The organism is Kordia sp. E (assembly GCF_056033805.1).
Window position 1 is genome coordinate 77,324 of record NZ_JBRASR010000003.1, and the last position, 26,938, is coordinate 104,261.

Annotated in this window: 20 protein-coding genes; 13 read left to right on the forward strand and 7 right to left on the reverse strand. The window is 33.0% G+C overall.

Annotation, left to right across the window (positions count from 1 at the left end):
• Positions 1–161: 161 nt before the first annotated feature.
• From ACUUYC_RS13460 to ACUUYC_RS13520, 13 genes are all read left to right on the forward strand, one after another.
• The gene (locus ACUUYC_RS13460; protein WP_474266449.1) at positions 162–3,248 is read left to right on the forward strand and encodes a SusC/RagA family TonB-linked outer membrane protein; all 3,087 of its coding nucleotides are present in this window, start codon (positions 162–164) and stop codon (positions 3,246–3,248) included.
• 4 nt (positions 3,249–3,252) lie between these two features.
• Complete coding sequence (locus tag ACUUYC_RS13465; RefSeq protein ID WP_474266451.1) at positions 3,253–4,833, forward strand: RagB/SusD family nutrient uptake outer membrane protein; 1,581 nt, start codon at positions 3,253–3,255, stop codon at positions 4,831–4,833.
• A gap of 107 nt (positions 4,834–4,940) precedes the next feature.
• Complete coding sequence (nagB, locus tag ACUUYC_RS13470; protein WP_474266453.1) at positions 4,941–6,872, forward strand: glucosamine-6-phosphate deaminase; 1,932 nt, start codon at positions 4,941–4,943, stop codon at positions 6,870–6,872.
• A gap of 12 nt (positions 6,873–6,884) precedes the next feature.
• On the forward strand, positions 6,885–7,316 hold the full coding sequence (locus ACUUYC_RS13475) for a lipocalin family protein (protein WP_474266455.1): 432 nt from the start codon (positions 6,885–6,887) through the stop codon (positions 7,314–7,316).
• Entirely contained in the window at positions 7,313–9,361 is a 2,049-nt protein-coding gene (locus tag ACUUYC_RS13480) for a beta-N-acetylhexosaminidase (protein ID WP_474266457.1), read from the forward strand. The genes ACUUYC_RS13475 and ACUUYC_RS13480 overlap by 4 nt, the downstream gene beginning before the upstream one ends.
• Positions 9,362–9,368: 7 nt before the next feature.
• Entirely contained in the window at positions 9,369–9,986 is a 618-nt protein-coding gene (locus ACUUYC_RS13485; RefSeq protein ID WP_474266459.1) for a LacI family DNA-binding transcriptional regulator, read from the forward strand.
• Positions 9,987–10,000: 14 nt separating this feature from the next.
• Entirely contained in the window at positions 10,001–10,312 is a 312-nt protein-coding gene (locus ACUUYC_RS13490; protein ID WP_474266461.1) for a hypothetical protein, read from the forward strand.
• Positions 10,313–10,322: 10 nt separating this feature from the next.
• Positions 10,323–11,189: a BadF/BadG/BcrA/BcrD ATPase family protein gene (locus ACUUYC_RS13495; protein WP_474266463.1), complete on the forward strand. Its 867-nt coding sequence runs from the start codon at positions 10,323–10,325 to the stop codon at positions 11,187–11,189.
• Between the two features lie 63 nt (positions 11,190–11,252).
• A complete protein-coding gene (locus ACUUYC_RS13500) occupies positions 11,253–12,485 on the forward strand; it encodes a T9SS type A sorting domain-containing protein (protein ID WP_474266465.1) in 1,233 nt (410 codons plus the stop codon).
• A 77-nt stretch (positions 12,486–12,562) separates the two neighbouring features.
• Positions 12,563–13,921, forward strand: a complete 1,359-nt coding sequence (locus ACUUYC_RS13505) for a Gfo/Idh/MocA family protein (protein WP_474266467.1) — start codon at positions 12,563–12,565, stop codon at positions 13,919–13,921.
• Positions 13,921–15,000, forward strand: coding sequence for a mevalonate kinase family protein (locus ACUUYC_RS13510; RefSeq protein ID WP_474266469.1), 1,080 nt, complete (start codon positions 13,921–13,923; stop codon positions 14,998–15,000). The genes ACUUYC_RS13505 and ACUUYC_RS13510 overlap by 1 nt, the downstream gene beginning before the upstream one ends.
• Positions 15,001–15,019: 19 nt before the next feature.
• Complete coding sequence (locus tag ACUUYC_RS13515) at positions 15,020–15,901, forward strand: sugar phosphate nucleotidyltransferase (RefSeq protein WP_474266471.1); 882 nt, start codon at positions 15,020–15,022, stop codon at positions 15,899–15,901.
• 20 nt (positions 15,902–15,921) lie between these two features.
• A complete protein-coding gene (locus tag ACUUYC_RS13520) occupies positions 15,922–19,200 on the forward strand; it encodes a VCBS repeat-containing protein (protein WP_474266473.1) in 3,279 nt (1,092 codons plus the stop codon).
• Between the two features lie 37 nt (positions 19,201–19,237).
• Here ACUUYC_RS13520 and ACUUYC_RS13525 read toward each other — a convergent pair whose 3' ends face one another.
• From ACUUYC_RS13525 to ACUUYC_RS13555, 7 genes are all read right to left on the reverse strand, one after another.
• Entirely contained in the window at positions 19,238–20,131 is an 894-nt protein-coding gene (locus ACUUYC_RS13525) for a hypothetical protein (RefSeq protein ID WP_474266475.1), read from the reverse strand.
• Positions 20,132–20,142: 11 nt separating this feature from the next.
• Complete coding sequence (locus ACUUYC_RS13530) at positions 20,143–21,024, reverse strand: hypothetical protein (protein ID WP_474266477.1); 882 nt, start codon at positions 21,022–21,024, stop codon at positions 20,143–20,145.
• A gap of 22 nt (positions 21,025–21,046) precedes the next feature.
• The gene (locus ACUUYC_RS13535) at positions 21,047–21,928 is read right to left on the reverse strand and encodes a hypothetical protein (protein ID WP_474266479.1); all 882 of its coding nucleotides are present in this window, start codon (positions 21,926–21,928) and stop codon (positions 21,047–21,049) included.
• Positions 21,929–21,940: 12 nt separating this feature from the next.
• A complete protein-coding gene (locus tag ACUUYC_RS13540) occupies positions 21,941–22,777 on the reverse strand; it encodes a hypothetical protein (protein ID WP_474266481.1) in 837 nt (278 codons plus the stop codon).
• Positions 22,774–24,033 carry a radical SAM protein gene (locus ACUUYC_RS13545; RefSeq protein WP_474266483.1) on the reverse strand — a complete coding sequence of 420 codons (1,260 nt, stop codon included), beginning with the start codon at positions 24,031–24,033 and terminating at the stop codon, positions 22,774–22,776. Before ACUUYC_RS13545 ends, ACUUYC_RS13540 begins: the two co-directional genes overlap by 4 nt.
• Before the next feature lie 68 nt (positions 24,034–24,101).
• On the reverse strand, positions 24,102–24,377 hold the full coding sequence (locus ACUUYC_RS13550; RefSeq protein ID WP_474266485.1) for a hypothetical protein: 276 nt from the start codon (positions 24,375–24,377) through the stop codon (positions 24,102–24,104).
• 109 nt (positions 24,378–24,486) lie between these two features.
• The gene (locus ACUUYC_RS13555) at positions 24,487–26,895 is read right to left on the reverse strand and encodes a TonB-dependent receptor domain-containing protein (RefSeq protein ID WP_474266487.1); all 2,409 of its coding nucleotides are present in this window, start codon (positions 26,893–26,895) and stop codon (positions 24,487–24,489) included.
• Positions 26,896–26,938 lie beyond the last annotated feature (43 nt).

Consider the following 26,938-nt stretch of genomic DNA (forward strand, 5'->3'; position numbering starts at 1 on the left):
AATTAATTAACAATAAAATTGATTATTCTTTATTTTTAAAAAATCGTTGGTCTTCAGTTCATTGTCGTCTGTGTGTAAAATAATGTTGTTTATATATTTTTTTTCCAAATAAATTTTGATTGAAATACTTTGGTATCATAAAATTGTAAATAACCAACATTATGAAACAAAATTTACGAGTGTTATTTTTGTTTTCTTTTTTCCTATTATTCGCGCAAAACTCTTTTGCTCAGGAACAAGAAATTAAAGGTACAGTAACTTCAAAAACAGATAATCTACCTATTCCTAGCGTAAATATATCAGTAGAAGGAACTACAAAAGGAGCACAAACAGATTTCGATGGAAAGTATTCTATCAAAGCGTCTCCCGGAGATGTATTGACATTTTCATTTATAGGAATGACTACTAAACAAGTAACAGTAGGAAATTCAAATGTCATCAACGTTCAACTTGAAGATAACGAAGAAGCATTAGATGCAGTTATTGTAACTGCTCTTGGTATCAAGAAAGAGAGAAAAACGCTGACGTATGCTGCTCAAGATGTAAAAGGAGATGATTTAACGAGAGTTAAACAAACAAACCCTATTAATAGTTTATCGGGAAAATCAGCAGGATTGACCATTTCGAGAAGCTCTTCAGGTGTAGGAGGATCTACTAAAGTTGTATTAAGAGGTAATTCTTCTACAACAAATAATGATCCTTTGTATGTAATTGATGGTGTACCAATGCTAAACAATGGTAATGGCGCACAACCAGGAGGAGATATCTTTGGAAGTCAAACTGGAAATAGAGATGGAGGAGACATTACTTCACTCATAAATCCAGATGATGTAGAAAGCATTTCGATATTAAAAGGAGCTTCTGCTGCTGCTTTATATGGTAGTCAAGGAGCTAATGGAGTTATTCTTATTACAACAAAAACAGGTAAAGAAGGTAGGCTTAAAGTAAACTATAGCTCAACGCTTACTATTGATAATGTTATTTCATTGCCAGAATTACAAACAGAGTATCAATCACTCTCTGTAGGACAGCCAATCACAGAAAACGGTAGAGTTACTGATCCTAAATCTTGGGGAGCAAGAACTGGAGGATTGTCTAACACTGTTGATGATTTTTTTGATACAGGCGTAACTTCGATACAATCTATATCTTTAAGTGCAGGAAATAAAAAAGCACAAACGTATTTTTCATATGCAAATACAAATGCTGGTGGAGTAATGCCTGGAAACAGATTCAATAGAAACGTAATTAACTTACGTGAAACAGCAAGTTTCTTTAAAGATAAAATTCAAGTTTCAGCTAATGTAAACTTATCTGATCAAAGAATTTGGAATAGACCAACCAATGGATTATACTCAAACCCTTTAACAGGTTTGTATTTAAATCCAGTAGGAATTGATTTAAATAACTACAAAAATCAATTTGAATATTTCAACACTGCAACCAACATGATGGATCAATATGCAACTTCATTTGATGAAAATATTCAGCAAAACCCATATTGGTTAATAAATCGTAATCCTAGTAAAGATATTGCACAGAGAGTTTTAGCTAGTGTTAGTGTAAAATATCAAATAAGCGAAAATTTCTCATTACAATCTAGAGGAAGTTTTGATAAGTCATTCTTTACATTCGATAAAAGATTGTATGCAGGTAGTGACTTAACATTTGTACCAGATACAGGAAGATATGTTCTTGAAAAAACAGAAAACACGCAACAATATGTTGATTTGATTGCTAACTATACGAAAAAACTATCAGAAGATTTTGATCTTGGAATTACCTTAGGAACAAGTCTTACTAAGTATTCTATTGGTGATAGAATAACGTTAGACTCTGGAACAAATGGAGGATTAAGATTTCCAAACGAATTTACCATTGCAAACTTTGTTCAGACAAATAATATATCACAAGGCGTAACCAATAGAGAAGTACAATCTGTTTTTGGAACTGCTAATATTGGATACAAAAATATGGTATACCTAGATATAACTGGTAGAACTGACTGGTCTTCAACACTAGTAAATACTGCATCAAGCTCTTTCTTCTATCCTTCGGTAGGTGTAACAGGTATTTTATCAAGTATATTTGAATTGCCAGAATCTATTTCTTTTGCAAAAATTAGAGCTTCATACGCAGAAGTTGGTAAAGATATTCCAGCATATGCTACAATTCCTTTAAGAACAATTGGAAATACAGGATCTGCTAATCAAGCAACATTTGCACCTAGAGAAGGTGAAACACTAGAACCAGAAAATCAAAAATCATTTGAAATTGGTACAGAGTGGAGATTTTTAGGAAACAGATTAGGAGTAGACTTTACTTATTATAGTTCTACAACAGAAAATCAAATATTCTTTATTGCTGCACAGCCAAACATACAAGGATATACACAAAACATAGTAAATGCAGGTGAAATTACGAATAAAGGTATAGAATTGATTATTAATGCGAAACCATACGTAAGCGATAACTTTAATTGGAATACAACAGTAAACTATGCTTCAAACAAAAACAAAGTTGTATCAGTGCATCCATCACTTGATAATGGAGAAGCAATCTTAACAGGTCCTGGAGTAAATGGATATGGATACTCTTTAGTTGAAGGAGAAGACTTTGGTAGTATTCGTGGACGTTCTGTAGTTAGAAATGCTGCTGGATTGCCAGTTGTTACTGATGATGGCAGTGGAAACTTAACTATTGAGGCTACTGACTTTGAAACTATTGCACATGCACAACCAGACTTCACATTAGGATGGAGCAATACATTTACTTACAAAGATCTAACATTAAACTTCTTAATTGATGGTAAATTTGGAGGAGATGTAGTAAGTGTTACTGAAGCAGTAAATGATTTTTACGGAGTATCACAAGCTTCTGCAGATGCAAGAAATAATAATGGAGGAATGATCAATGTTGTAGATACCAATGGAAATCAACTTCAAATGACTGCACAAGACTATTACACAAAAACAGGTGGTAGAGCTGGTTTACTAGGAGAATATGTATACGACGCAACAAATGTTAGCTTACGAGAATTATCTTTAAGTTATAAATTACCTGTAAAAAGTGAATTCTTTGAATCTGTGAATCTATCTGTAATTGCAACGAATCTTTTCTTTATATATAAAGATGCTCCATTTGATCCAAACATTGCTTCAAGTACAGGAATAGGATTGCAAGGTGTTGATATATATGGACAACCTTCTACAAGAAGCATCGGTTTAAACATTAATGTAAATTTCTAAGAAAATGAAGAAAATACTTATAAAATACTCACTTGCCTTTTTAGCGGTGATGAGTTTATCAAATTGTACTGATGACTTTCAAGACGTCAATACTGATCCAAACGGGATAACTGAAGAAAGTTTAACCCAAATGAATAATAATGTTGGGAATGAATTTCAACCGATGTTCTTAAATGTATTTAATGCAACTCCTGCTTGGAATTATCAATTACAACAAGGTCTTATAGGAGATGTATACTCTGGTTATATGACACCGCCAACACCATTTGCTGGAAATGTAAATAACATGACCTATGCTTTAGTTAATGGTTGGAATGGTTTTCCTTGGTCTGATGCCTATGGAAGTGTAATGCCGCAAGCATTAAATATTAAAAATGCTGTAGAATTATCAGGAGATGCTAATGCAATTAAGTTTGTGCATTTAGCAAACATAATAAAAGTTACTGCAATGCATCGTGTATCTGATATCTATGGACCAATACGTTATACGAAATTTGATGATTTTGCAACAACAGGAGAATATGACTCTCAAGAGATAGCATATCAAGCATTCTTTGACGACTTAGGAGCTGCTATTGATGGTTTAGAACCTTTTATTAGCGATGTTCAATTTGTCCCTTTTGATAAATCTGCGTTTGCTGGTGATATTGCTAAATGGAGACAATTTGCAAATAGTATGCGTCTGCGAATCGCAATGCGTGTTTCAAAAGTAAATCCAACATTAGCAAAAGCACAAGGAGAATTATCTTTAGCTAGTAGTGCAGGATTATTAGAAACAGAAGACATGGTTGTCAGCACTGGTTTCCCACATCCTATTACAGTTATTAGTGGTTCTTGGGGAGACATCAGAATGGGAGCAGAAATGGAATCTATATTAACAGGATACAATGATGGAAGAATAGATGCATATTTCAATCCTTCTGCAGATGCTTCGCTAGCTGGTGATTACAAAGGAATTCGAATGGGAATAGACATTGAGTCAAAAGCACAATACCTTGATCATGCTTCTATTGGAAGCGTTATAGATGGAGAAACAATCACATGGATGACTGCATCTGAAGTACATTTCTTAAAAGCCGAAGCCGCATTGAGAGGTTGGGCTGGTGCTGGTAGTGCGCAAGCAAATTACGAGGCTGGTGTAACGGCATCATTTACACAACATGGTGTTTCAGGAATATCAGATTACCTAACAGATAATACAAGTACACCTAACGATTTTGTAGATGCTTTATTCGCAGTAAATAATATTCCTTACGGAAGTGATGTAAAAATAGCATACAATGCCGGTGGTACAAATGAAGAACAATTAGAACAAATCATTACTCAAAAATGGATTGCTATGTTTCCTGACGGTCAAGAAGCTTGGAGTGAGTTTAGACGAACGGGATATCCAAGAATCTTCCCTGTAGTTGTAAATAATAGTGGAGGAACTATTGACACAAACATTCAAATTAGAAGAATCAATTTTGTTGAGAATGAATTAAATACCAATAGCGCAAATGTTGCTGTTGCTGTTGGACTCTTAAATGGTCCTGATAATGGTGGAACACGTTTATGGTGGGATACTGGAGGATCTAACTTTTAAAATAACGCTCTCATATATTTCATGTTTAATTAGTTTATTACAACGAGAATCTAGGTTCTCGTTGTTTTACCCTACACGTTAATTTCAAAAAAAAGAAAGGCTACATAATGGAAATTGATTTCGCAGATTATAAAAATATTTCGTACGCTAAAGCGGGAAAGTTTGAAGAAACACGTTTCGAAAAAATACACAATGTTATTTTTGAAACCTCAAATGAAGCGTCTATTCTTGTCGCACAAGAAATTGCTTCTTTGATCAGAGAAAAAGAACTCTTAAATAAACCATGTGTTTTAGGACTAGCTACAGGATCTTCACCTATAAAAGTATATGAAGAACTAGTTCGAATGCACCAAGAAGAAGGCTTAAGTTTTGCAAACGTAATCACATTCAATCTTGACGAATACTATCCAATGGATAAAAGTAATATTCAAAGCTATTATTACTTTATGCATGAACACCTTTTTAATCATGTAGACATTTTACCTGAAAACATTAACATTCCAAATGGAAAGGTAAGTACAGAAGATTTATATCAATACTGTATTGATTACGAACTAAAAATTAAAGATGTTGGTGGATTAGATTTTCAATTGCTTGGAATTGGAAGAACTGGACATATTGGATTCAACGAACCTGGTTCTCACTTAAATTCTGGAACACGAATTATTACACTAGATCACTTAACACGTGTAGATGCTGCTCCTTCTTTCTTAGGAATTGATAATGTTCCAAGAAAAGCCATTACTATGGGAATTGGGACAGTTTTAAGCGCAAAAAGAATTGTTCTATTAGCTTGGGGAATTAACAAAAGTGAAATCGTAAAAGAAACTATAGAAGGACAAATAAGCGCTAATGTACCTGCTACATACTTACAACAACATCAAAACACAACATTTATATTAGACAAAGAAGCTTCTGCCGAATTAACACGTGTAAAAACTCCTTGGTTGGTAACTTCGTGTGTTTGGACAGAAGACTTAAAATTAAAAGCAGTTGTATGGTTGAGTGAATTGCTTGAGAAACCTTTTCTAAAGCTAACAGATAAAGATTATAATGATAATGGTATGTCTGGACTTCTAACAGAAGAAGGTTCTGCGTATGATATGAACATTAAAATGTTCAATAAGCTACAACATACTATAACTGGATGGCCAGGAGGAAAACCAAATGCTGATGACTCTAACAGACCAGAACGTGCATTTCCTGCCAAAAAAAGAATCATCATATTTAGTCCACATCCGGACGACGATGTGATTTCAATGGGCGGAACATTTGATCGATTGGTAGAGCAAGGACACGATGTTCATATAGCTTACCAAACTTCAGGAAATATTGCAGTATCTGATGAAGAAGCGCTGAAATTTGCCGAAATCGCAAAGGATTTAGATCCGAGTTCTATCAATGTAAATGGCATTATTAACTTCTTGAAAAAGAAAAAAGATAATGACCAAATAGATTCATTAGATGTAAGAAAACTAAAAGGAGCTATTCGAAAAAGTGAATCTCTTGCTGCTACTAGATATTTAGGATTAAAAGATAAAAATGTACATTTTTTAAACCTTCCATTTTATGAAACGGGAACTATCAAAAAAGGGAATCTTTCTCCTGATGATATTCAAATAATGAAAGACATAATTGATGAAATAAAACCACATCAAATTTATGCCGCAGGAGATTTAGCCGATCCTCATGGAACACACAAAGTATGCTTAGATTCACTATTTATAGCACTAGAAGAACTAAAAACAAATGATTACATGGATGATTGTTGGGTTTGGTTATATCGAGGCGCTTGGCACGAATGGGAATCATACGAAATAGAAATGGCGGTACCAATGAGTCCAGACCAAATACTAAAAAAACGCCATGCAATATTTTACCATCAATCACAAAAAGATGGAGTAATGTTTCAAGGTGGAGATTCTAGAGAATTTTGGGTAAGAGCTGAAGACAGAAATAGATTAACTGCTAAAAAATACAATGATTTAGGATTAGCAGACTATGCAGCTATCGAAGCTTTTAAACGTTATCACTTTTAAAAAATGAAACGTGTGAAAAAATACACACTTCTTTTTTTAACGCTATTCAGTCTTAGTAATTGTGTTAAAAAGGAAGATTCAAAACATATAGAAGGCACTTGGGAAATGGTCTATGCAAAAACCATTGAAGGTGACAGTATCCAACTAAAAGATCTATCAAATACAACTTTTATAAAAATTATAAATAAAAGTCATTTTGCCTTTTTCAATCAAGAAAATAATGGAACTGCCAATTTTTATGGCGGAGCAGGTACGTATACTTTAAAAGGTGACGACTATACAGAAACGTTAAATTTTACGGCTGTTGAAGCTATAAAAAAACATCAATTCTCTTTTAAAATTGAAATAAAAGGGGACACCTTAATCCAATCTGGAATTGAAAAAGTAGAAGCTGCTGGAATGGATAGATACATTGTAGAAAAATACATTAAACTAAAGAAATGAATAGAATTATTCTCATCATACTCGTTGGACTTTTTAGTCAATTAGCATTTTCTCAACACGCGTTGTCGGAGAAGTATAACTTAATGCCTTGGCCGCAAGAAATCCAAGAAAATAATTCTCAATTCAAGATAAGCGAAACACTTACAATCAGTATTCTTGGAAATGATTCAGAAGGAAGAGTGCAAAAAGCAACTACTAAGTTTCTAAGAAGACTTTCTGGTAGAACTGGCGTTTTTATTGATACTGGTTTCCCAGTTGAAAGTAAAGATGCTGCTATTAAAGTTAACTTTGAATCCGTTTCTGATTTAACAATTTATCAAGACGAATCGTATAACTTAGAAATTAAAAGTGATGCGATTTCAATACAAGCAAAAACAGATGTTGGCGCATTAAGAGCATTAGAAACTTTGCTACAATTAACAACACACAATGCTTCCAAATATTACTTTCCTGGAGTAACCATTCAAGATACTCCAAGATTTGTTTGGAGAGGTTTAATGATTGATGTTGCTAGACATTTTCAGCCTATAGGCGTTATAAAACGAAATTTAGATGCAATGGCATCTGTGAAACTAAATGTTTTTCATTGGCATTTAACAGATGACCAAGGATTCAGAGTTGAATCGAAAGTATATCCAAAATTACAAGAACTCGCTTCAGACGGTTTATACTATACACAAGCACAAATAAAAGATGTGGTGCAATATGCTTCCAATTTAGGAATCAGAGTTATCCCTGAATTTGATGTTCCAGGTCATGCTTCAGCTTTTCTAACAGCGTATCCAGAACTGGGCAGTAAAGACGGTTACAAAAATAACATAGAAAGATATGCTGGTGTTTTTGATCCGACATTAAACCCGATAAAAGAAGAAACATACACTTTCTTAAAAAACCTATTTACTGAAATTGCGCCGTTATTTCCAGATCAATACTTTCATATTGGTGGTGATGAAAACGCAGGAAAACATTGGACAGAAAATAAAGAGATTCAAAAATTCAAAAAGAAGCACGATTTAAAAACGAATCACGACTTACAAACATATTTCAATATTCGATTGGAAAAAATATTAAAGAAGCTTGACAAAAAATTGATGGGTTGGGACGAAATTATGACGCCAACAATGCCCACAACAGCAGTAATTCATTCTTGGAGAGGCACAAACGAAGGCTTGGAAAGCAGTACGTTAATTGCAGCAGCAAAAAAAGGATATAATACTGTACTTTCTAACGGATATTATATTGACAGAATGCTTTCTGTGAAACATCATTATACGGTTGACCCAATTGGAGACGCAGTACTTACCAAAGAAGAACGCAAACGCATCTTAGGAGCTGAAACTACTATGTGGAGCGAATTGGTAACACCTTTAACTATAGATTCTAGAATTTGGCCTAGAACAGCAGCAATTGCGGAACGTTATTGGTCTGCCAAAGAAGTAAAAGATATTGATAATATGCTGAAAAGGCTTAAAGAGGTAAGTCTAACCTTAGAAGAACTAGGCATCACACACATTCGTAATAAAGATGTTATTCTCCGAAATATAACTAAAGGTCAAGATATTACTTCATTAGTTGTTTTATCAAATATTTGCGAACCATTAAAAATATATACAAGAAACGAAGGTGGCACAGAATACAAATCTTTCTCTCCTTTTACACTATTTGCTGATGCGTGTACTGCTGATGCAGAAGATGCGCTTGTTTTTAATAAAAAGGTATCACAGTTTATAAATGATAGAAGTGATAATAGTGGTCAAAAAATTACTGACTATTTGAACAAGTGGAAAGCGAATCATGATGTATTTGTAAAAATCTCAAAGAATCCAATAATACAACCTTTAGAACCTTTATCTAAAAACTTAGCGGCTATTTCGAAATCATTACAAGCGTCACTTCAAGCTAAAAAAATTACACAGGAAGAATTTAATCAATGTAAAAATTATATCAAACAACTTAGAGAGCCATTTGCTGATACAGAATTGGCTATTGTAGATTCGTTAGAGAAACTACTACTTTTCTGTAAATCAAACTATCTGACTAAATAATAAAAAGATGTTCAACTCAAGTAAAAAACCAATAAACGTTACATTAAAAGATATGGCAATTATCTTAGAGTTGTCCATTTCTACAGTTTCAAAAGCTTTAAATGATAGCCCAGAAATAAGTGTTGCTACAAAAAGTAAGGTGCTCGAAGTGGCAAAATCACTTAACTATAAACCCAATATTATAGCGACGGCTTTACGAAATAAAAGAAGCTTAATATTAGGCGTGATTTTACCAGATTTAAAAGATACTTTCTTCTTAGAATCTTTAATTGGGATTACGGAAGAATCATCTAAAAATGATTACAAAATCATGGTATATCAATCGTGTAATGATTACAAAAAAGAAATTGCGTACACCAAGTTATTATCTGAAAGTAATATTATTGACGGATTGATTTTTTCTTCTATAAAAGAAACAGTTGCATCAAAAAAAATAACACACATCCAAAGTGTGGCTAAAAGAGGATTGCCTGTAGTATATATTAAAAATAACATCAAATTTTCTTCAAGTTTAATTCAAGAAAGCAATACAGCTTCAGAGAAAGACGGATTTAAAACTGGACAAAACTGCGTAAAAAAATTATTGAGGAAAATTGAAAACGAGCAATTAAACTTAAGTGCTTAAAAACAACTAAAAAAGTGGATAACGAAACAAACATATCTTTTGCAAGTCCTTATCATCAATTGATTCGTAAAACTACGTTCTCTTCTTCAAAGCGTTATGACAAATTTATAAATTGGGTAAGTGGTGAGTTTGATTTGTATTTGCAAGATGAATCAAATGGATTGCATGTGTTTTTTCCGGAAGGAAAATTTCACATAAAAAATGATACTGAAAATGATACTACGGTTGTTGCCGAAATTCATTTAAAAAGTAAAGTGCTTCAAAAAGGCATTGATATGATTGACGAAATTATGTCTGTGTACAATTTATTAGCAAAAAATTCCTAAAACAAAACAAATGGTATTAATAGCAGATAGCGGTTCTACAAAATGTGATTGGATATTATATGAAAACAAGGAAAAACAACCTTTACGCATTAGAACGAAAGGACTAAATCCAGCTATTTTATCAAAAAAAGCATTGCAAAAAATTATTACGAAGAATTCAAAACTCTCCAAACATAAAGATAAAATTACTTCTGTTTGCTTCTTTGGTGCTGGTTGTGGAACTAAAAAAAATCAAGATAAAGTAGAACACATTTTAAACTCATTTTTCGAAAATTCTAAATCTATCGTAAGAGAAGATATTATGGCTGCTGTTTGGGCAACTACTAGTGAACCAGCTGTTGTTTGTATTCTTGGTACAGGTTCAAATTGTTGTTATTTTGATGGGGAAACAACACACACAAAAATTCCTTCTTTAGGATATATCGTGATGGATGAAGGTAGCGGAAATTATTTTGGTAAAAGATTACTTCGAGGTTATTATTATAAAAAAATGCCTGAAGAACTACGTCTTTCTTTTGAAGCTACATTCAATTTAAAAGAAAAAAAAGTAGTTGATAAGCTATACAAATCTGCGACGCCAAATAAATACTTAGCAGAATTTGCAAAGTTCATGTTTGAAAATAGAGAACATCCATACATTTCTAAGTTACTTGCAAAAGGTATGGCTAAGTTTATTGAAAACCACATTTTACAATATCGAGAAGAACTAAAAACAGTTCCACTACATTTTGTAGGTTCTATTGCCTATCATGGAAAAGATTTTATAAATAGTGAATTAAGTAAAAAAGGGCTGTTAGCAACTAGTTTTGTGAGAAGACCTATGGAAAATTTAATTCATCACTTACGTGAAGATAACTTTCATGTAGAACTAAATTGATATTTTTAAAAATATTGGTAGGATAAAAACCTAGATAAGTGTTCTATTAGCAAACCAACACAAATGACAAAAAGTAACCTACTATATCTCATAGCTATTTTATTCTCTTGTGTGCTAATAGCGCAAGACACCAAAAAAGTATTATTCCTCGGAAATAGTTATACTGCATCCAATAACTTACCGTCAATGATAAATAATATGGCTACCAATACTGGCGATATACTAATTTATGATTCTAATACGCCAGGAGGACATCGATTGATGAATCATGTTACTAATACCACAACAACGAATAAAATCAATGCTGACAATTGGGACTTTGTAGCCATACAGGCGCAAAGTCAAGAAACCTCTTGGGGACAAGCGCAAATGGAAGTTGAATTATATCCACATGCAGCATCTCTAATCAATACCATCCGAACAAACAATGTCTGTACGTTGCCTTTATTTTATATGACTTGGGGACGAGAAAATGGAGATGCAAGTAATTGTGCTTCTGCTCCGTGGGTTTGTACGTATGAAGGTATGGATGATGCAATTAGAGCGACTTATATTTTGATGGCAGAACAGAACAATGCACAAGTGTCTCCTGTTGGAGCTGTTTGGCGTTATATACGTACGAATCTACCAAACATTGATTTGTACACTGGAGATGGTTCGCATCCTTCATTAGCAGGTTCGTATGCAGCAGCATGTGCATTTTATACGATGATTTACAAAAAAGATCCTACGTTAATTACATGGAATTCATCTTTGCCAGAAGCAACTGCTACAGCTATAAAGTTAGCTACTAAAACAATTGTTTTTGATGATTTAAATTTTTGGGACTTTACAGCATATTTCAATCATGTTACAAATAATAATGAAGTGACATTTACGTCTGGAAATGAATATGAAAATCGAACGTGGAATTTTGGAGATACTACAACTTCAACACAAGATAATCCAGTACATACGTATGCTGCAATAGGAGATTATGAAGTGACACTTACAGCGACCAAATGCGGTGTAGAACATACGTATACCAGAACTATAAGTATCGCCTCTTTAAGTGTTTCTGATATAAGTATTGATGCGATTGAAATTTATCCGAATCCAGTAAAAAATGAAATTCATATAAAAAGTGATACAGATCCATTACTCAACATCGAAATTTTTGACATCAATGGAAAATTAGTACTTACAAAAAAGAACAATTTAGAAGTCATAACTGTAAACGAATTACAAAGTGGCATATATTTTATAAAACTATATACTCAAAATAATAACACATCTTGGAAATTTATAAAAGAGTAGTTTTCGTATAACATTTTCAAACTTCTCAGATAATTCCCTAGTTTTATAGATATCTTAACCAAACCAAAAAAAACAGGATGAAATCGAGAAGAAATTTCATAAAAAAAATAGCCGTAGCTGGAGTAGGTATTTCTATGGTTCCAAACATAGCTTTTGGGTCTATGCTAAATACAAACAAGCAAAAACTTAAACTTGCCTTTATAGGTGTTGGACTCAGAGGAACGAATCATTTAAACAATTCGTTGCAACGAAAGGATATTGAAGTGACTGCCATCTGTGATATAGATCCAAAACGAATAGAAATTGCCTTAAAAAAGATAAATGAAGCAGGGTATAAAAAACCGAAAGTCTTTGGGAAATCTGATGATGACTATAAAAATCTGTTAGACCAAAAAGATGTAGATGCTGTGATCATATCTACACCTTGGTTGTGGCATACTCGAATGGCTGTTGATGCCATGAAAGCTGGGAAATATACAGGTTTGGAAGTATCGGCTGCCAACACATTAGAAGAATGTTGGGATTTGGTAAATACGCATGAAGCTACAGGTTCTCATTTAATGATTCTTGAAAATGTAAACTATCGCCGCGATGTAATGGCTGTACTCAATATGGTACGACAAAATGTATTTGGTGAACTCGTTCATTTTAGATGTGGTTACCAACACGATTTACGCTTTGTAAAACTAAATGATGGAAAAACGCCTTATGGAAAAGGTGTAGAATTTGGCGAAAAAGGAATCTCTGAATCTAAATGGCGTACGCAACATTCTGTATTAAGAAATGGAGATGTATATCCTACGCACGGCGTTGGACCTATTGCAACGATGTGTGACATCAACAGAGGAAATCGTTTTGTATCCTTGACGTCAAATGCTTCAAAAGCTATTGGACTTCACAATTACATTGTAAAACACGGAGGAGAAGATCATCCGAATGCAAAAGTAAAATTTAAGCAAGGAGATGTCATTACAACAACTATAGAAACTGCAAAAGGTGAAACCATTATTGTAACACACGATTGTAATTTACCAAGACCATATTCATTAGGTTTTAGAGTGCAAGGAGCAAACGGTTTGTGGGAAGTAGATGGAAATAGAATTTATATAGAAGGAAAATCAGATCCGCATCGTTGGGATGCTGCTGATGAATGGCTCAAAAAGTACGATCATCCATTATGGCAAAAATACGGTGAATATGCAGCAGGTTCTGGTCACGGCGGAATGGACTTTTTTGTGTTAAATGCTTTTGTAGAATCTGCAAAACAAAACATTGCGCCACCATTAGACGCCTATGATGCAGCAGCTTGGAGTGCAATAACACCACTTTCTGAAGCTTCTATTGAAAATAACGGCGCACCACAAGATTTTCCGGACTTCACAAGAGGTTTGTGGGTAAAACGTAAACCATACAACTGGATTAAAAACACATACTAATGAGAGAAATAATATCATTAGCTCCTGGTAGAACCTGTCTTTTTGGCGATCATCAAGACTATTTAGGTTTGCCAGTTATTGCTTGTGGAATAGATAAGTTCATAAAACTAGTAGCTGTTGAAAACAATTCAGTATGTTTCAACATATCAAAACCAGATATTGACAAACAAAGAACAATACAAATTGATGCTGTAAACGAAAATACAGACATCATTGGAGATCATTTTTTAGCAGTTTTAAAAGTTTTAAAAAAGTACAACTGTATTCCTACGAAAGGATATGATATTACCATAACTGGAACAATTCCTATCAATGCAGGACTTTCAAGTTCATCTGCTGTTGTAGTCGCTTGGGTACAGTTTTTAGTAGAAGCTTTTGGATGTGATCAGAATGTGACGCAAGAATTTATTGCTCAAGTTGCGTATGAAGCAGAAGTTGTAGAGCAAAAATCATCTGGTGGAAAAATGGATCAATATAGTATTAGTTTAGGTAATATTATATATTTAGAAACAGATGAAAGTTCAGCTTATGAAACGATTCCTAAAAAGTTGCCAGGACTCATTATTGGCGAATCAGGTATTCCGAAAGACACTTTAGGAACACTAAAAGAATTAAAAGAAAATGCGATACGATCTATTGAAAAAGTAAAAGAATTTGATGCGAATTTCGATATAAGAAAGGTTAAAAAAGGTGATTTAAAAACCTATGAAAACTATTTAAGCGCAGACTTACAACCGTATTTCCGTGGAGCTGTTTTAAATTATTTAATTACACGAAAAGCATTGGTCGAATTTCAAAAAGCAGCATTAGATTATAAAGAGATAGGTCATTTAATGTATCAACATCATGAAGTTTTAAGAGACTTATTACATATCACAGTTCCAAGAATTGATGATATGATTGATGCTGCGTTAAACGCTGGTGCATTAGGAGCAAAAATAGTAGGTTCTGGAAAAGGTGGAAGCATTGTAGCTATAGCGCCAGAAGGAAAAGAACAACAAGTAATTGATAGTATCAAAAATGCTGGAGCTGTAGATGCATATTTAGTATCTATAGCTACTGGAGCCAAAATAGTGTAACTAGCGTATAAACGAAAGAATGCATACAAACTTAATCATATTGGCTGGAGGCGCTTCTTCAAGAATGAAAAAGCAAACAACACTTAGTAACTTAAGTGAGCAAGAAGTAGCAGAAGCAAATCAACGAAGTAAAAGTCTCATCAGTATAAATCCTGATGGAAGACCAATACTCGATTATTTATTGTACAATGCAAAATCGGCAGGATATAAAAACATCTATATTGTTGTAGGGAAGCAAAGTGAGTTATTCAAAAAGTTTTATGGAAGTAAAGAAAAAGACAATGCTTTTCATGGACTCAATATTTCGTTTGCTACGCAACATATTCCGCAAGGAAGAACGAAGCCTTTTGGAACTGCAGATGCCGTATATCAAGCTGTTACACAATATTCTGAATTAAACACGCAATATTATACAGTTTGCAATAGTGATAATTTATATTCCGCGGATGCGTTTTTAGCACTAAGAAAAACTACTAGCGACAATGCTTTTATTGGATATAATAGAGATGCTTTGGAGTTTTCTCTGGAAAGAGTCGCACGCTTTGCTTTGGCTAAGTTGAATGTAAAAAATCAATTAATAGGCATTATAGAAAAACCTGCTTTAGAAGAAGTAGAAAATTACAAAGATGCTTCTGGCGTTTTGAGAGTAAGTATGAACATCTTTAAATTTAAAGGAGCTGTGTTTTTAAAATACCTCAAGAATTGCCCGATACATTCTATTCGAAATGAAAAAGAACTACCAACGGCTTTATTAAACATGGTGAAAGAACACCCAAACACCGTTGAAGGCATTCCATTTTCGGAACATGTTCCCGACTTAACGGCGAAAGAAGATATAACTATCGTTAAAAATTATCTGGCAAGGCATTATAAAACCTTAGACTGGAATGACAGTAATTAATACTAAATAAATCTCCTGAAATGATATTTTTAAAACAACATAAAATCTTCTACTTAGCAATACTAATTTTATGTATTGGTTGTACTGAAAAAGCAGAAGAAAAAAGTACGACGTTATTTAGTTTACTAAGCAATGAACGTACTAATATTCATTTCAAAAACGAAGTAAAGGAAAATCTATATTTTAACTTTCTAAACTATTCATATATCTATAATGGTGGCGGAATTGCTGTAGGAGATATTAATAATGATGGATTGGAAGATGTGTATTTTTCTTCAAATCAAGGAAGTAATGCATTGTATTTAAATAAAGGTGATTTTGAGTTTGAAGATATTACTAAAACGGCAAAAGTATCTGATGAAAATGGTTGGACAACTGGCGTAAGCATGATTGATATTAATAATGATGGTTGGTTAGATATATATGTGTGTAAATCAGGCTCTTTAAAAGACCATAATCTTCGAAAGAACAAACTATACATCAATCAAAAAGATAATACGTTTAAGGAAAGTGCTGCTGCATACGGAATTGATCATTTTGGATTTTCTACACAAGCCTACTTTTTTGATTATGATACGGATGGCGATTTGGATATGTATTTGGTAAATCACCGTTTTGACTTTCGCAATAACACCAATATCGATCCACGAATTCAACAACAAAAAGAACCGTACAATTCAGATCAATTATTTAGAAATGACGGACAGCGTTTTACCAATATAACACGTATGGCAGGCATTGAAAACAAAGCTTGGGGATTGAGTGCTTCTATTGGTGATTTTAACAATGACAATCTTCCTGATATTTATGTAGCAAACGACTTTTTAGAACCTGATTTTTTATACATAAATCAAGGTGATGGAACTTTTAAAGATGAAATTCTAGAACGTTTCAAACACATTTCGGTAAATAGTATGGGATCTGATTTTGCAGACATTAACAACGACTTACAACCCGATTTGATTGTGTTAGATATGTTAGCGGAAGATCATATCAGAAGCAAAGAAAACATGGCAACGATGAGCACGGAAAACTTCCATGCGGTTGTCAATGCAGGTTATCATCACCAATACATGTCTAATATGTTGCAACTCAATAATGGCGATGGAACATTTAGCGAAATAGGGCAGTTGTCAGGCATTGCAAAAACCGATTGGAGTTGGGCGCCACTAATTGCTGATTTTGATAATGATGGCTTTAACGATGTATTTGTGACCAATGGAATTGAGCATGATCTTTCCAATCAGGATTTTAGAAACCAGATGAAAACTAACATTCAAAATCGTAAAAAAGTATCCTTAGAAGAAGCGATCAACATGATGCCTTCAAACACATTAAACAATTATATTTTTCAAAATAACCAAGATCTTACCTTTTCTAACAAAACAAAAGATTGGGGTTTTGATGCGAAAGTGAATTCTAGTGGAGCTGTATATGCTGATTTAGATAACGATGGCGATTTAGACATTATCACAAATAATCAATCTGCGGAAGCACAGATTTACAAAAATCATTCAGACGCAAATTCTGTTACTTTTTCCCTTGTCGGAACTGCTCAAAATAAAAATGGAATCGGAACTACAGTCAACGTATATGCTGACGGATTACAACAATCTAAAACAGTGTTGTTGAGTAGAGGCTTTCAATCATCGGTAACAAATAAGTTACATTTTGGTTTAGGTGAAATCACACAAATTGATAGTGTAATAGTTCATTGGCAAGATGGAAAAAAACAATTGCTTTCTGATGTGAAAATTGGCGAAACAACGACATTAAATTATAAAAATGCAACACAGAAGAAAATAGAAAACTCAAGTTCAGTTGCTTTGTTTGAAACTATAAACCCTACTGATTTAGGAGTTGAATATGTTCAGAAAGAAAACGATTTTGATGATTTTGAATTGCAAGTGCTTTTACCACAAAAACAATCTGAAAAAGGAAACCCGTTAGCTGTGGCTGATGTAAATAATGATGGTTTAGATGATTTCTTTGTGGGAAATGCAAAAGATGCTTCGGGAAAATTATATGTTCAAAAAAGTGATGGAACATTCATTGAGAAAAGTCAAAAGCTATTTGAAGCAGACAAAAAGGTTGAAGATACAAATGCACAATTTATAGATGTTGACAATGATAAAGATCTTGACTTATATGTAACTTCTGGAGGATATGAAAATGAAGAAAATAGTGCGTTGTTGCAAGATCGATTGTATATAAATGATGGAAAAGGAAACTATACAAAATCCAATCGTTTGCCTAAAATACGAGTGAACACAAAAGCGATTGCAAGTGGAGATTATGATAATGATGGTGACATTGATATTTTTATTGGTGGAAGCACAACACATGGAAAATATCCTTTAGCAGAAACATCATATCTGTTGAAAAATGAAAACGGAAAATTTACAAAGACAAATGATGAGGTCATTTCTGAAATTTCAGAATTACAACTGGTAAATGATGCTATTTTTTCTGATTACGATGCAGATGGTGATTTAGATTTAATTGTTGTTGGTGAATGGATGCCAGTTACCATATTTGAAAACAACAACGGGAAATTCAACAAAAAAAGTCTTCCAGAACTTAGTAATACAATTGGTTGGTACCAATGTATCACAGAAGCAGACATTGATACCGATGGTCATAAAGAGTACATCATAGGAAATTGGGGAACGAACAATAAATTTCATCCAACTAAAGAAAAACCTCTACATATATATGCAGGGAATTTAGATCAAAATGCTTCTTTTGATATGGCGTTGAGTAAAGTTTCTAAAACGGGTGAATTACTTCCAGTTCGTGGGAAACAATGTTCTTCTCAACAAACTCCTGTTTTAAATAATAAAATAAAAACCTATAAAGAGTTTGCAGCTTCTACACTGACTGAAATATACGGACAAGAAAACTTAGCCAATGCTACACATTTAGAAGTAACAAACTTTGAATCGATCATTCTTAAAAATAACGGAAAAGGAGATTTTGAAATAGAAACATTGCCCAATCAGGCGCAATTTGGACCAACACTAAGTATTGCAACACACGATTTTAATAATGATGGTTCTTTAGATATTTTTGGTGTTGGAAACGTCTATGATGCCGAAGTAGAAACGATTCGTTATGATGCATCTAAAGGTTATATATTAATAGGAAACGATACAGAAACGTATCAATACAAAACAGATACAAGTTATTTAAATCATTCAGAAGCAAAAGCGATTCAAAAAATTGTGATTGCTGATGAAACACATTTTATCATTCTAAATAAAAATGCAGAATTAAAAATTTTAAAACTAACTAATTGATTGAGTTTTCAAGTTAATCTTTAAAAAACTATGGAGTCTAATGTGTGAAATTTCCAAAATACACCATATTGATATCTAGTTTTGTATTTCCTAACGTAGAACCATCATGAAAACAATTGTCGGTCGGAGCAATGTAGTATTGATACGGTTCTTGTGCCATTCTGATGACTGGATAATTTGGAAAATGTTTAAAGAAAGTTTCTGCCACATTATATACATCAACTTTACTAATATCTGTAACTTCTTTCAGCATATTATGCACCTGAATCATTGAAAGATTTATGTATAAAAAGTAACGTGTTTCTGTTCCAAGATTGATGCAAATTCTATTTCCGTGTTTATACGTTGTATGCAAGGTCATAAACTGCGTTCCATCGTTGTGCATGCCCATGTATTTTTTTTCAGGAATAGTAAAATCTTCAGGTAACCGCGTGATATCACAGGCAACCATTTCTACATTGGGCAAATTTGCTGTAATACAATGTAGATGAAAGGGTTTATCATTAGCAATGGTTTGCAAAAAGTTATGTAATTCAGTATTCAGTGCCATCGTTAATTCTTTGTGTTCACCAAAACGTTGCATCACATCATTTCTACCTCTACACAAACTAAAATCAATTTCTTGAATCAATTGTTTTGCTTTTTCTGGCAATTCTCCCAAATAGATATTATTATGATCTTTCAAACTTTCTGTTGGCGTGACAATGCGTTGTTCAAGTTTGTTCAGCGGTCGCCAATCTCGTTTCGGAATATACGCTTCATCAATGTATAAAGGCATAAACGATAAATACTCATAATTTACTTGTGAACCTTTATGTTCTTTATGATGTACAACTCCCGAATTAATTTGAATAGCTTCAAATCCTTTAGGTAAGTTGTTGTGAATACAAATTCCTTTTTTCATCATTGTTGCTGTTGCTACTGCTGTCATAATTCTAATTTTTAATATTGAAAATTCCCGAAATAGGTCATCGTAACATCTAAATGTTTATTTCCTATAGTACTACCATCATGAAAACAATTGTAAGTAGCTGCAATGTAGTAATGATATGGTTTCTGTTCTATTCGAATCACTGGATAATCTGGAAAATGACTAAAGAAATATCTCGGAATATTAGAAATATCTACTTTTTTAAACTCCTCGTCACTCATACATTCTTTAAGCATTTGATACGCTTCTGTTAAATATAAATTGACAAACAGGAAATAACGCGAATCTTTACCTAAATTGATGCTAATTCTATTCTCAAATTGATGAGCTGTTTCAATAGTCATGAGCTGAGTACCATCATTATGAAGCCCTATAAGTTCTCTATCTGATGGTTTATGATCGTTAGGTAACATAATAGTATTTGCCGCAACTAATGGTAAATTAGGATTGTTTACACCAATACAGTGAAAACGAAATTTTTCACCATTTGACATTGGAAGTAAAAAATCATGTATTAACTCTGTTGCTTTTTTCACCTTTGATGGATCTTTTTCTAATCGAAAAAACATGTCGCGTCTATCTGTACTTTCGTCTAAATATATTGTTTCAAAACTGGCACGCAACTCGTCAGGAATAACGCCAAGATATATAGTATTAAGATCATTTCGGTTTTCAGGAGGCGTTATACAAGCAATTTCATTGGCATTTAAAGGTCTCCAATCTTTTTTGTTTAAGTATGCATGTGGTGTGAATTTAGGTGTATATTTTTCTCCCAAAAATTCTACAGTGTCAGCTTCATACTGGCTATGATGTATAGTTCCTGAATTTATAGCTAACGCATCCAAGCCTTCAGGAAGCGAATTGTGAATTGTTATTTGTCTTTTGATTTCCATTTTTAGTATAATTTAAATGAGCTTAATATTGAAATTTTCCAAAATAAATCATCAATACATCCAATGTTGTCATTCCAAACGTTGATCCGTCATGGAAACAATGATCGGTAGGCGCAATATAGTATTGATAGGGTTTTTGCGGAACTCTAATTACAGGATAGTCTGGAAAATATTTGAAAAATAATTTTGATATATTGTATAAATCTATGTGTTCAACAGAAATCCCTAGTTTCTTTTTGAGCATATTAAAAGCTTGCGTTAATGATAGATTTACATATAAAAAATAACGTGTTTCGTTCCCTAAATTTATGGTAAAACGATTGCCTGATTTATAAGTTGCATGTACGGATGTTGGTTCGGCGCCATCATTATGAATTCCCATACATTTTTTGTCTTCTTCTTGATGATCTGGTGGAAGCATTGTATTATCAGCGGCAACCATATCAATATTTGGAAGATTTGCTCCAATAAAATGAAAATGAAATGGTTTGTTGTTTGCAGAACTTGTTAGATAGTTCTGCATTGTATTACTCAATTTCAACGTCAAATCATGATCACGTTTCATACATTCATGTACATCTTCTGGTCGTAAACATTTTTTAAATTTCAGGTCTTCGAAAATTTGTTTTAATTCATCTGAAATATCACCAACATAAATTGTGTTGTAATAATTTCTATTTGTTGAAGCTGTTACTGCATTGGTTTCTTTTTTGGAAAGTTTTCGCCAATCACGCTTTACTACATACGCATCATCCTCATATTGAGGTACAAAAGACCAATCTAAATAATTGACTTTACTCTTTTCTTGTTGTAAATGATGAACAGTTCCCGAATTGATTTCAACTTCATCAAAAAAATGATCCAATTTGCTGTGTAGTTTTATACCGTTTTGTATGAGTTGCATGCGTTGTATGTTTTAAGGTAGTTGATCAAATAATCCTGTATACACAATAGTAATATCTATGTTTTGGGTTCCCATTGTTGAACCATCATGGAAAAAATTATCAGTTGGCGCTGTATAATATTGATAGGGTTTTACTTCCAATTTTAATACAGGGTAGTCTGGGTAAAGTCTGAAAAAATGAGGTGCGATCGTATCTGGGTTAAGTGTAATTTTTTTTATATCAATTTTTTCACGAATCATATTATAGACTTGAATCATTGACAAATTTGTAAATATTAAAGAGCGAGTTTCATTACCCAAATTGATAGATATTCTATTTCCAGATTTATGTGCAGTATGGATTTTGAAATGCCTACTTTGATCTATGTGCAATCCTAAATGTAAAAAGTCACCTTCCACATGAAAACTAGTCATCGTTTCTTTATTGGGCATTGCTCGTGTGATTTTATGAAATTTAAAATCTCCCGTTGATGAACATTTTTTTAAGAATTTATCTAATACTGCATTAATTTTTTTTACATCTTCTTTATGGGCTTTAAACCTTGGAAAAACTTCATCTGGACTTATACAGTTTGCTAAGTTCAGTAGCTTAAAAGCATTTTTTATTTTTTCAGGAATTTCACCTATATATAGATTTTTACTGTAATTAGTAAAAGTTTCACCTATTGCATTCAACTTATTTAATTCAGATGAAGACAAAGTTTGCCAAGTTTGTAGAGGAATAAAAGAGCCTTCATAGTATTGTATACCATTGTTTTCAAGCACTTCTCGTGTACCTGTATTTATTTTAATTTGGGATGAAAGATTCTTTACATCCCCAAAAACACGCATTCCTCTTTTTAGTTTCATATCTGTAGCTCTTTTTTATATGACTGTAATGTTTTTTGCACTTCCGGATCAATTTTAATTTCATTTTCTTCATCAAAACTGTTTATGATTTCATCATATCTTAAAGGTTCAATACCTAGCTCTGCTACAGATTCTTCTGGTAGTGAAGAAAGAATATCATTTTGAATAAAGGAAATTAAGCGTATCATGTCTTTGCAAAAAATGGTAGGATTATCAAATCCGTTTTCTTCCGAATATCGTTGTCCTAAAAATCCGCTACCACAAATGTCAAATACAGGGCAGTTTAGGCATTGTTCTGAAACATGATGATGCGCGTTGTAAAAGAGTTGGAACGTTTCATCTTCAAATATGTCTTCTATGTTATGTGTAGCTACATTTGTTTCATTTCGTGTAATACCTTCAAAACAAGCTCTTAGCGAATCTACGACTTCTATGCTTCCGTCAGATTCTAACACAATAATACCATTGGTACGTCTTCCAATAAGTTGGTTTCCAATTCCATCTTGTCCCATTATTAATTTTACTAGACTTTCAAATAAGTAAATTTTTGGACGAGCTTTATCTACTTTCCAAACCTTATACAAGTCTATAAACCAATCTGCATATGGAGTGTGATTTTTGTCTTTTCGTTTGTTTGCTTCCAAGCCAAAAGGAGGTTGTTCGTAATGTCCATCAGGCAGTAACAAATTGAGATTGTTTACACCTAATTTTTTTATTTCTCCGTATAGTTCATTTACTGGAATACCAATGTTTATTACCATTAATAAGCCTGCTAAATGATTTTTTCTTCCGAGTTTAATTGCTTCCGCTACTAAATTATACGAACCCTTTCCATTATGAAACACACGATATTCGTCATGATATTTTTCTGGACCATCAATACTAATTCCTATGGTTATCCCTAGTTTTTTTAATAGCGTATACCAATTTTGATCAAGTGTTACACCATTTGTTTGTACCGTAAAGTAATATGTAATATCTGGTGCAGTATTTTTAAAAATGGCGATACATTTTTCAAAATATTCTGGTTTTGCCATTAATGGTTCACCTCCATGAAATACAATCTGAATATGTTTGTGCCCAGATTTATCGCTATAACTTTTCAGTTTATCAGCGAAGAATTGCATGGTTTTCAACGACATAAATTTGGGTTGTTTCAAATACGTTTGATCGCCCATATTATACATATAACAATAGGAGCAATTCAGATTACATCTACTGACAATTTTTAATACAAATGAAGTGACTTTATACATAATTATTTTTTTTGATTCTTAAAAAAACTAGATAATCTCTAGTGTTAGAGATTATCTAGCCAACTTTACTATCCTACCGGAATATCTGAAGCTGGTTCAGATGGAGAATCTAGAGACCCAGGATTCATCGGAGCTGCTAACAAAAATTGAGGATCAATTTGTTTGTCATACCCAGAAGCTCTTGATGCTCTAGCACTCACCGCTACTACCGGACAAGATGCACTTGCTCTACCTCCAAAGATTGCTTTGTAAAGGTCTAACTGCTCTTCATTAGAGCTGCTTAACGCTTTGTCAACAATCTTTTGTGACTTTAAGTTTGAAGTGATTTTTGAATTTTTCTTCATCGTTAAAAATTTAAATGGTTAATAAAATTGTCATCAGTAAGGACATGACAAATGCCCTTCATTTTGTAAGTAAAATGAAAAAACTATGCATTATATATTGTTTCAATCGTTAGAGACGTCTTTGAATATCACTATTCCCAGTATCTCTATACCGTTGATTTTTCACTGTTGATTTACCAAAAGCGTAACGCACTGCAAAGGCAACACTTCTGGTGTCATAATAATTAGTGTCATTAATACGAATGTCACCAACTCGAATGTTATATCGAACCTTGTCACTTCTGAATAAATCTCTTCCAGATAGGGACAAACTAAAACGTCCAATATTTTTTCGTAATGCAATTTCAGTTTCTAGTCGATTTCCAATTTCGGTATTGACTAATGTAAAGGGGAAAGTGTTTTTCGCGAATACAGTTAAGGAGATTCCTCTTACCTTTGATAAGGTAAAAGTCTGATTTGCGGTCAATCTAAATAGTAACGTATTACTATCAATAGTTATTGTATCATCTGCATAACTTCCAGTAGTTTGCACATGACCAAATAATGAGGTAGTGTTTAATCGCCACCAAGGTTGTATTTTGGTTGCCAATGTAATGCTTCCTGAATACGAATATTTGTTTCCATAATTTGTTTTTCTGTTAATAATGACACCTTCGTCTGAGTTAAACGGAAGTGCGTAGAATTCGTCGAGTAACTGACTTGCAGCAATTTGTGCTACAATGCGCACTTTTCCTGATCCTTTTGTGTAGTTTAGTTCTTGACGATAGTATCGAGAAGGATTTAAAAAAGGGTTTCCTTCAAAGAATGCTCTATCTGTAGTATATACTCGAAACGGATTTACATCCCAAAAACTTGGGCGTGTAATTCTGCTTGACACTGAGAATACAAAACTATGTTTATTGTTTGGTGCATATTTTAAGAATGCTGTTGGAAAGAAATTTGTATAGTTTCTATCTACAACTCGTTCTCCTTCAAGTTTTCCTTTTGCTATGGTATTTTCAAAACGTGTTCCAAGCTGATATGACCATTTTTCACTTAATATATGATTGATTACAGCATAGATAGCGTTTATGTTTTCATCATATTCAAAGAAGTTACTTTGCGTAGGATCGTCAATCCAAATCATTCCTGTAACATCTCTATTGTCAAAATTTAAATCATTATCTACTTTAGAAAATGATAATTTTACACCAGTTTCAACTGATATGTTATCATTTATTGGCAGTTCTAAATCCAGTTTAAAAGATGTATTGTTTATATCTTGTATCGTAGCATTTCGAAACCAATCGCGTATATATAAAACATCATTATTTTCAAGTGTAACAACATCGGTTTTACTAATCCCTGTGTTGTCAGATGAAAACCTTAAAAAATCAACATCAACAGTAAGTAATGTACCTTTTTCGTTTAGTTTTCCTTGATAATTTAAGTTTAGAGAATAATTTTGATCTGTTGCTTCATCTCTATTTTTTGTGAATGTAAGCGAATCGTTCAAAGCATACGAGTCAAAACTTATAGCATCTCTGTTTTGGTTTTCATCAGAACCTGAATATTCCAATAACATTCCAATAACGTGTTTTGAATTGATTTCGTAATCAGCACCTAAGTTTACTCCTGAAAAAAGGATTTTTGATGTGTTTTCTCTATCTATGAAGCGTGTTTCTATATCAGATGATTCAGCATAAAATATATCTTTTTCATAAGTAGTCAAGCGTTCTCTATTACTCAAATAAGCTGTTCCGTATAAATTCCACTTTGCTTTTCTATAATTGAGATAGATACTTCCTGCTTCAGAAAAAAGTCTGGTTTGTCTTGCACTCAAACTTGCATTACCTTCCAAACCTTCTTCCTTATTTTTCTTAGTCACAATATTGATAATTCCTGCGCCGCCTTCTGCTTCAAATCGACTTGAAGGTGTTGTAATCACTTCAATTGCTTCTAGATTATCGGCAGGTAAACTTTTAAGGTAATTCATCAATACCTCACCGGAAAGTCGCTTTTTTCGATTGTTTATATACACAATTACACCACTTGTTCCTGCAATTTCAATATTTCCATTTTCATTCGTAGATACAAAAGGTGTTTTATTTAAAGTCTCCCAAACACTATTTCCAATGATTAAATCTGAGTTTGCTACATTAAATCGCAATCGATCAGTTTTTCGCTCAATAATATTTTTCTCAGCAGTAACTACTACTGTTGAAAGTTCAGTACTTTGATTAAAACTAAAATTTTGAATTGTATTTTTTTGCAGATCAATGGTTATAATAGAATCTGTATAACCAATATGATGATAATTGAGCTTATAGTTTCCTCTTTTTAGGTTTTCAATTTTATAATACCCGATACTATCTGTAATGAGATTTTTTATAATTTCATTATCTTTAAATATACTTATAAATGCATCAGGAAGTGGAGTTTTGGTAGCATCTGTCACAACACCTTCAATAGCGTATTGACAATAAACTACCTCATTGCTAATGATGATAAACACCAATGCTAATAGTACTTTTTTCATGTAATTCCCCTGATTATTTATATGAAATAATTCTTTTGTAAAA

Excerpts from the sequence above, each read along its gene's own strand:
- ACUUYC_RS13460 (WP_474266449.1), top strand. The coding sequence starts at position 162 with ATGAAACAAAATTTACGAGTGTTATTTTTGTTTTCTTTTTTCCTATTA.
- ACUUYC_RS13465 (WP_474266451.1), top strand. The coding sequence starts at position 3,253 with ATGAAGAAAATACTTATAAAATACTCACTTGCCTTTTTAGCGGTGATG.
- nagB (WP_474266453.1), top strand. The coding sequence starts at position 4,941 with ATGGAAATTGATTTCGCAGATTATAAAAATATTTCGTACGCTAAAGCG.
- ACUUYC_RS13480 (WP_474266457.1), top strand. The coding sequence starts at position 7,313 with ATGAATAGAATTATTCTCATCATACTCGTTGGACTTTTTAGTCAATTA.
- ACUUYC_RS13485 (WP_474266459.1), top strand. The coding sequence starts at position 9,369 with ATGTTCAACTCAAGTAAAAAACCAATAAACGTTACATTAAAAGATATG.
- ACUUYC_RS13495 (WP_474266463.1), top strand. The coding sequence starts at position 10,323 with ATGGTATTAATAGCAGATAGCGGTTCTACAAAATGTGATTGGATATTA.
- ACUUYC_RS13500 (WP_474266465.1), top strand. The coding sequence starts at position 11,253 with ATGACAAAAAGTAACCTACTATATCTCATAGCTATTTTATTCTCTTGT.
- ACUUYC_RS13505 (WP_474266467.1), top strand. The coding sequence starts at position 12,563 with ATGAAATCGAGAAGAAATTTCATAAAAAAAATAGCCGTAGCTGGAGTA.
- ACUUYC_RS13510 (WP_474266469.1), top strand. The coding sequence starts at position 13,921 with ATGAGAGAAATAATATCATTAGCTCCTGGTAGAACCTGTCTTTTTGGC.
- ACUUYC_RS13515 (WP_474266471.1), top strand. The coding sequence starts at position 15,020 with ATGCATACAAACTTAATCATATTGGCTGGAGGCGCTTCTTCAAGAATG.
- ACUUYC_RS13520 (WP_474266473.1), top strand. The coding sequence starts at position 15,922 with ATGATATTTTTAAAACAACATAAAATCTTCTACTTAGCAATACTAATT.
- ACUUYC_RS13525 (WP_474266475.1), bottom strand. The coding sequence starts at position 20,131 with ATGACAGCAGTAGCAACAGCAACAATGATGAAAAAAGGAATTTGTATT.
- ACUUYC_RS13530 (WP_474266477.1), bottom strand. The coding sequence starts at position 21,024 with ATGGAAATCAAAAGACAAATAACAATTCACAATTCGCTTCCTGAAGGC.
- ACUUYC_RS13535 (WP_474266479.1), bottom strand. The coding sequence starts at position 21,928 with ATGCAACTCATACAAAACGGTATAAAACTACACAGCAAATTGGATCAT.
- ACUUYC_RS13540 (WP_474266481.1), bottom strand. The coding sequence starts at position 22,777 with ATGAAACTAAAAAGAGGAATGCGTGTTTTTGGGGATGTAAAGAATCTT.
- ACUUYC_RS13545 (WP_474266483.1), bottom strand. The coding sequence starts at position 24,033 with ATGTATAAAGTCACTTCATTTGTATTAAAAATTGTCAGTAGATGTAAT.
- ACUUYC_RS13550 (WP_474266485.1), bottom strand. The coding sequence starts at position 24,377 with ATGAAGAAAAATTCAAAAATCACTTCAAACTTAAAGTCACAAAAGATT.
- ACUUYC_RS13555 (WP_474266487.1), bottom strand. The coding sequence starts at position 26,895 with ATGAAAAAAGTACTATTAGCATTGGTGTTTATCATCATTAGCAATGAG.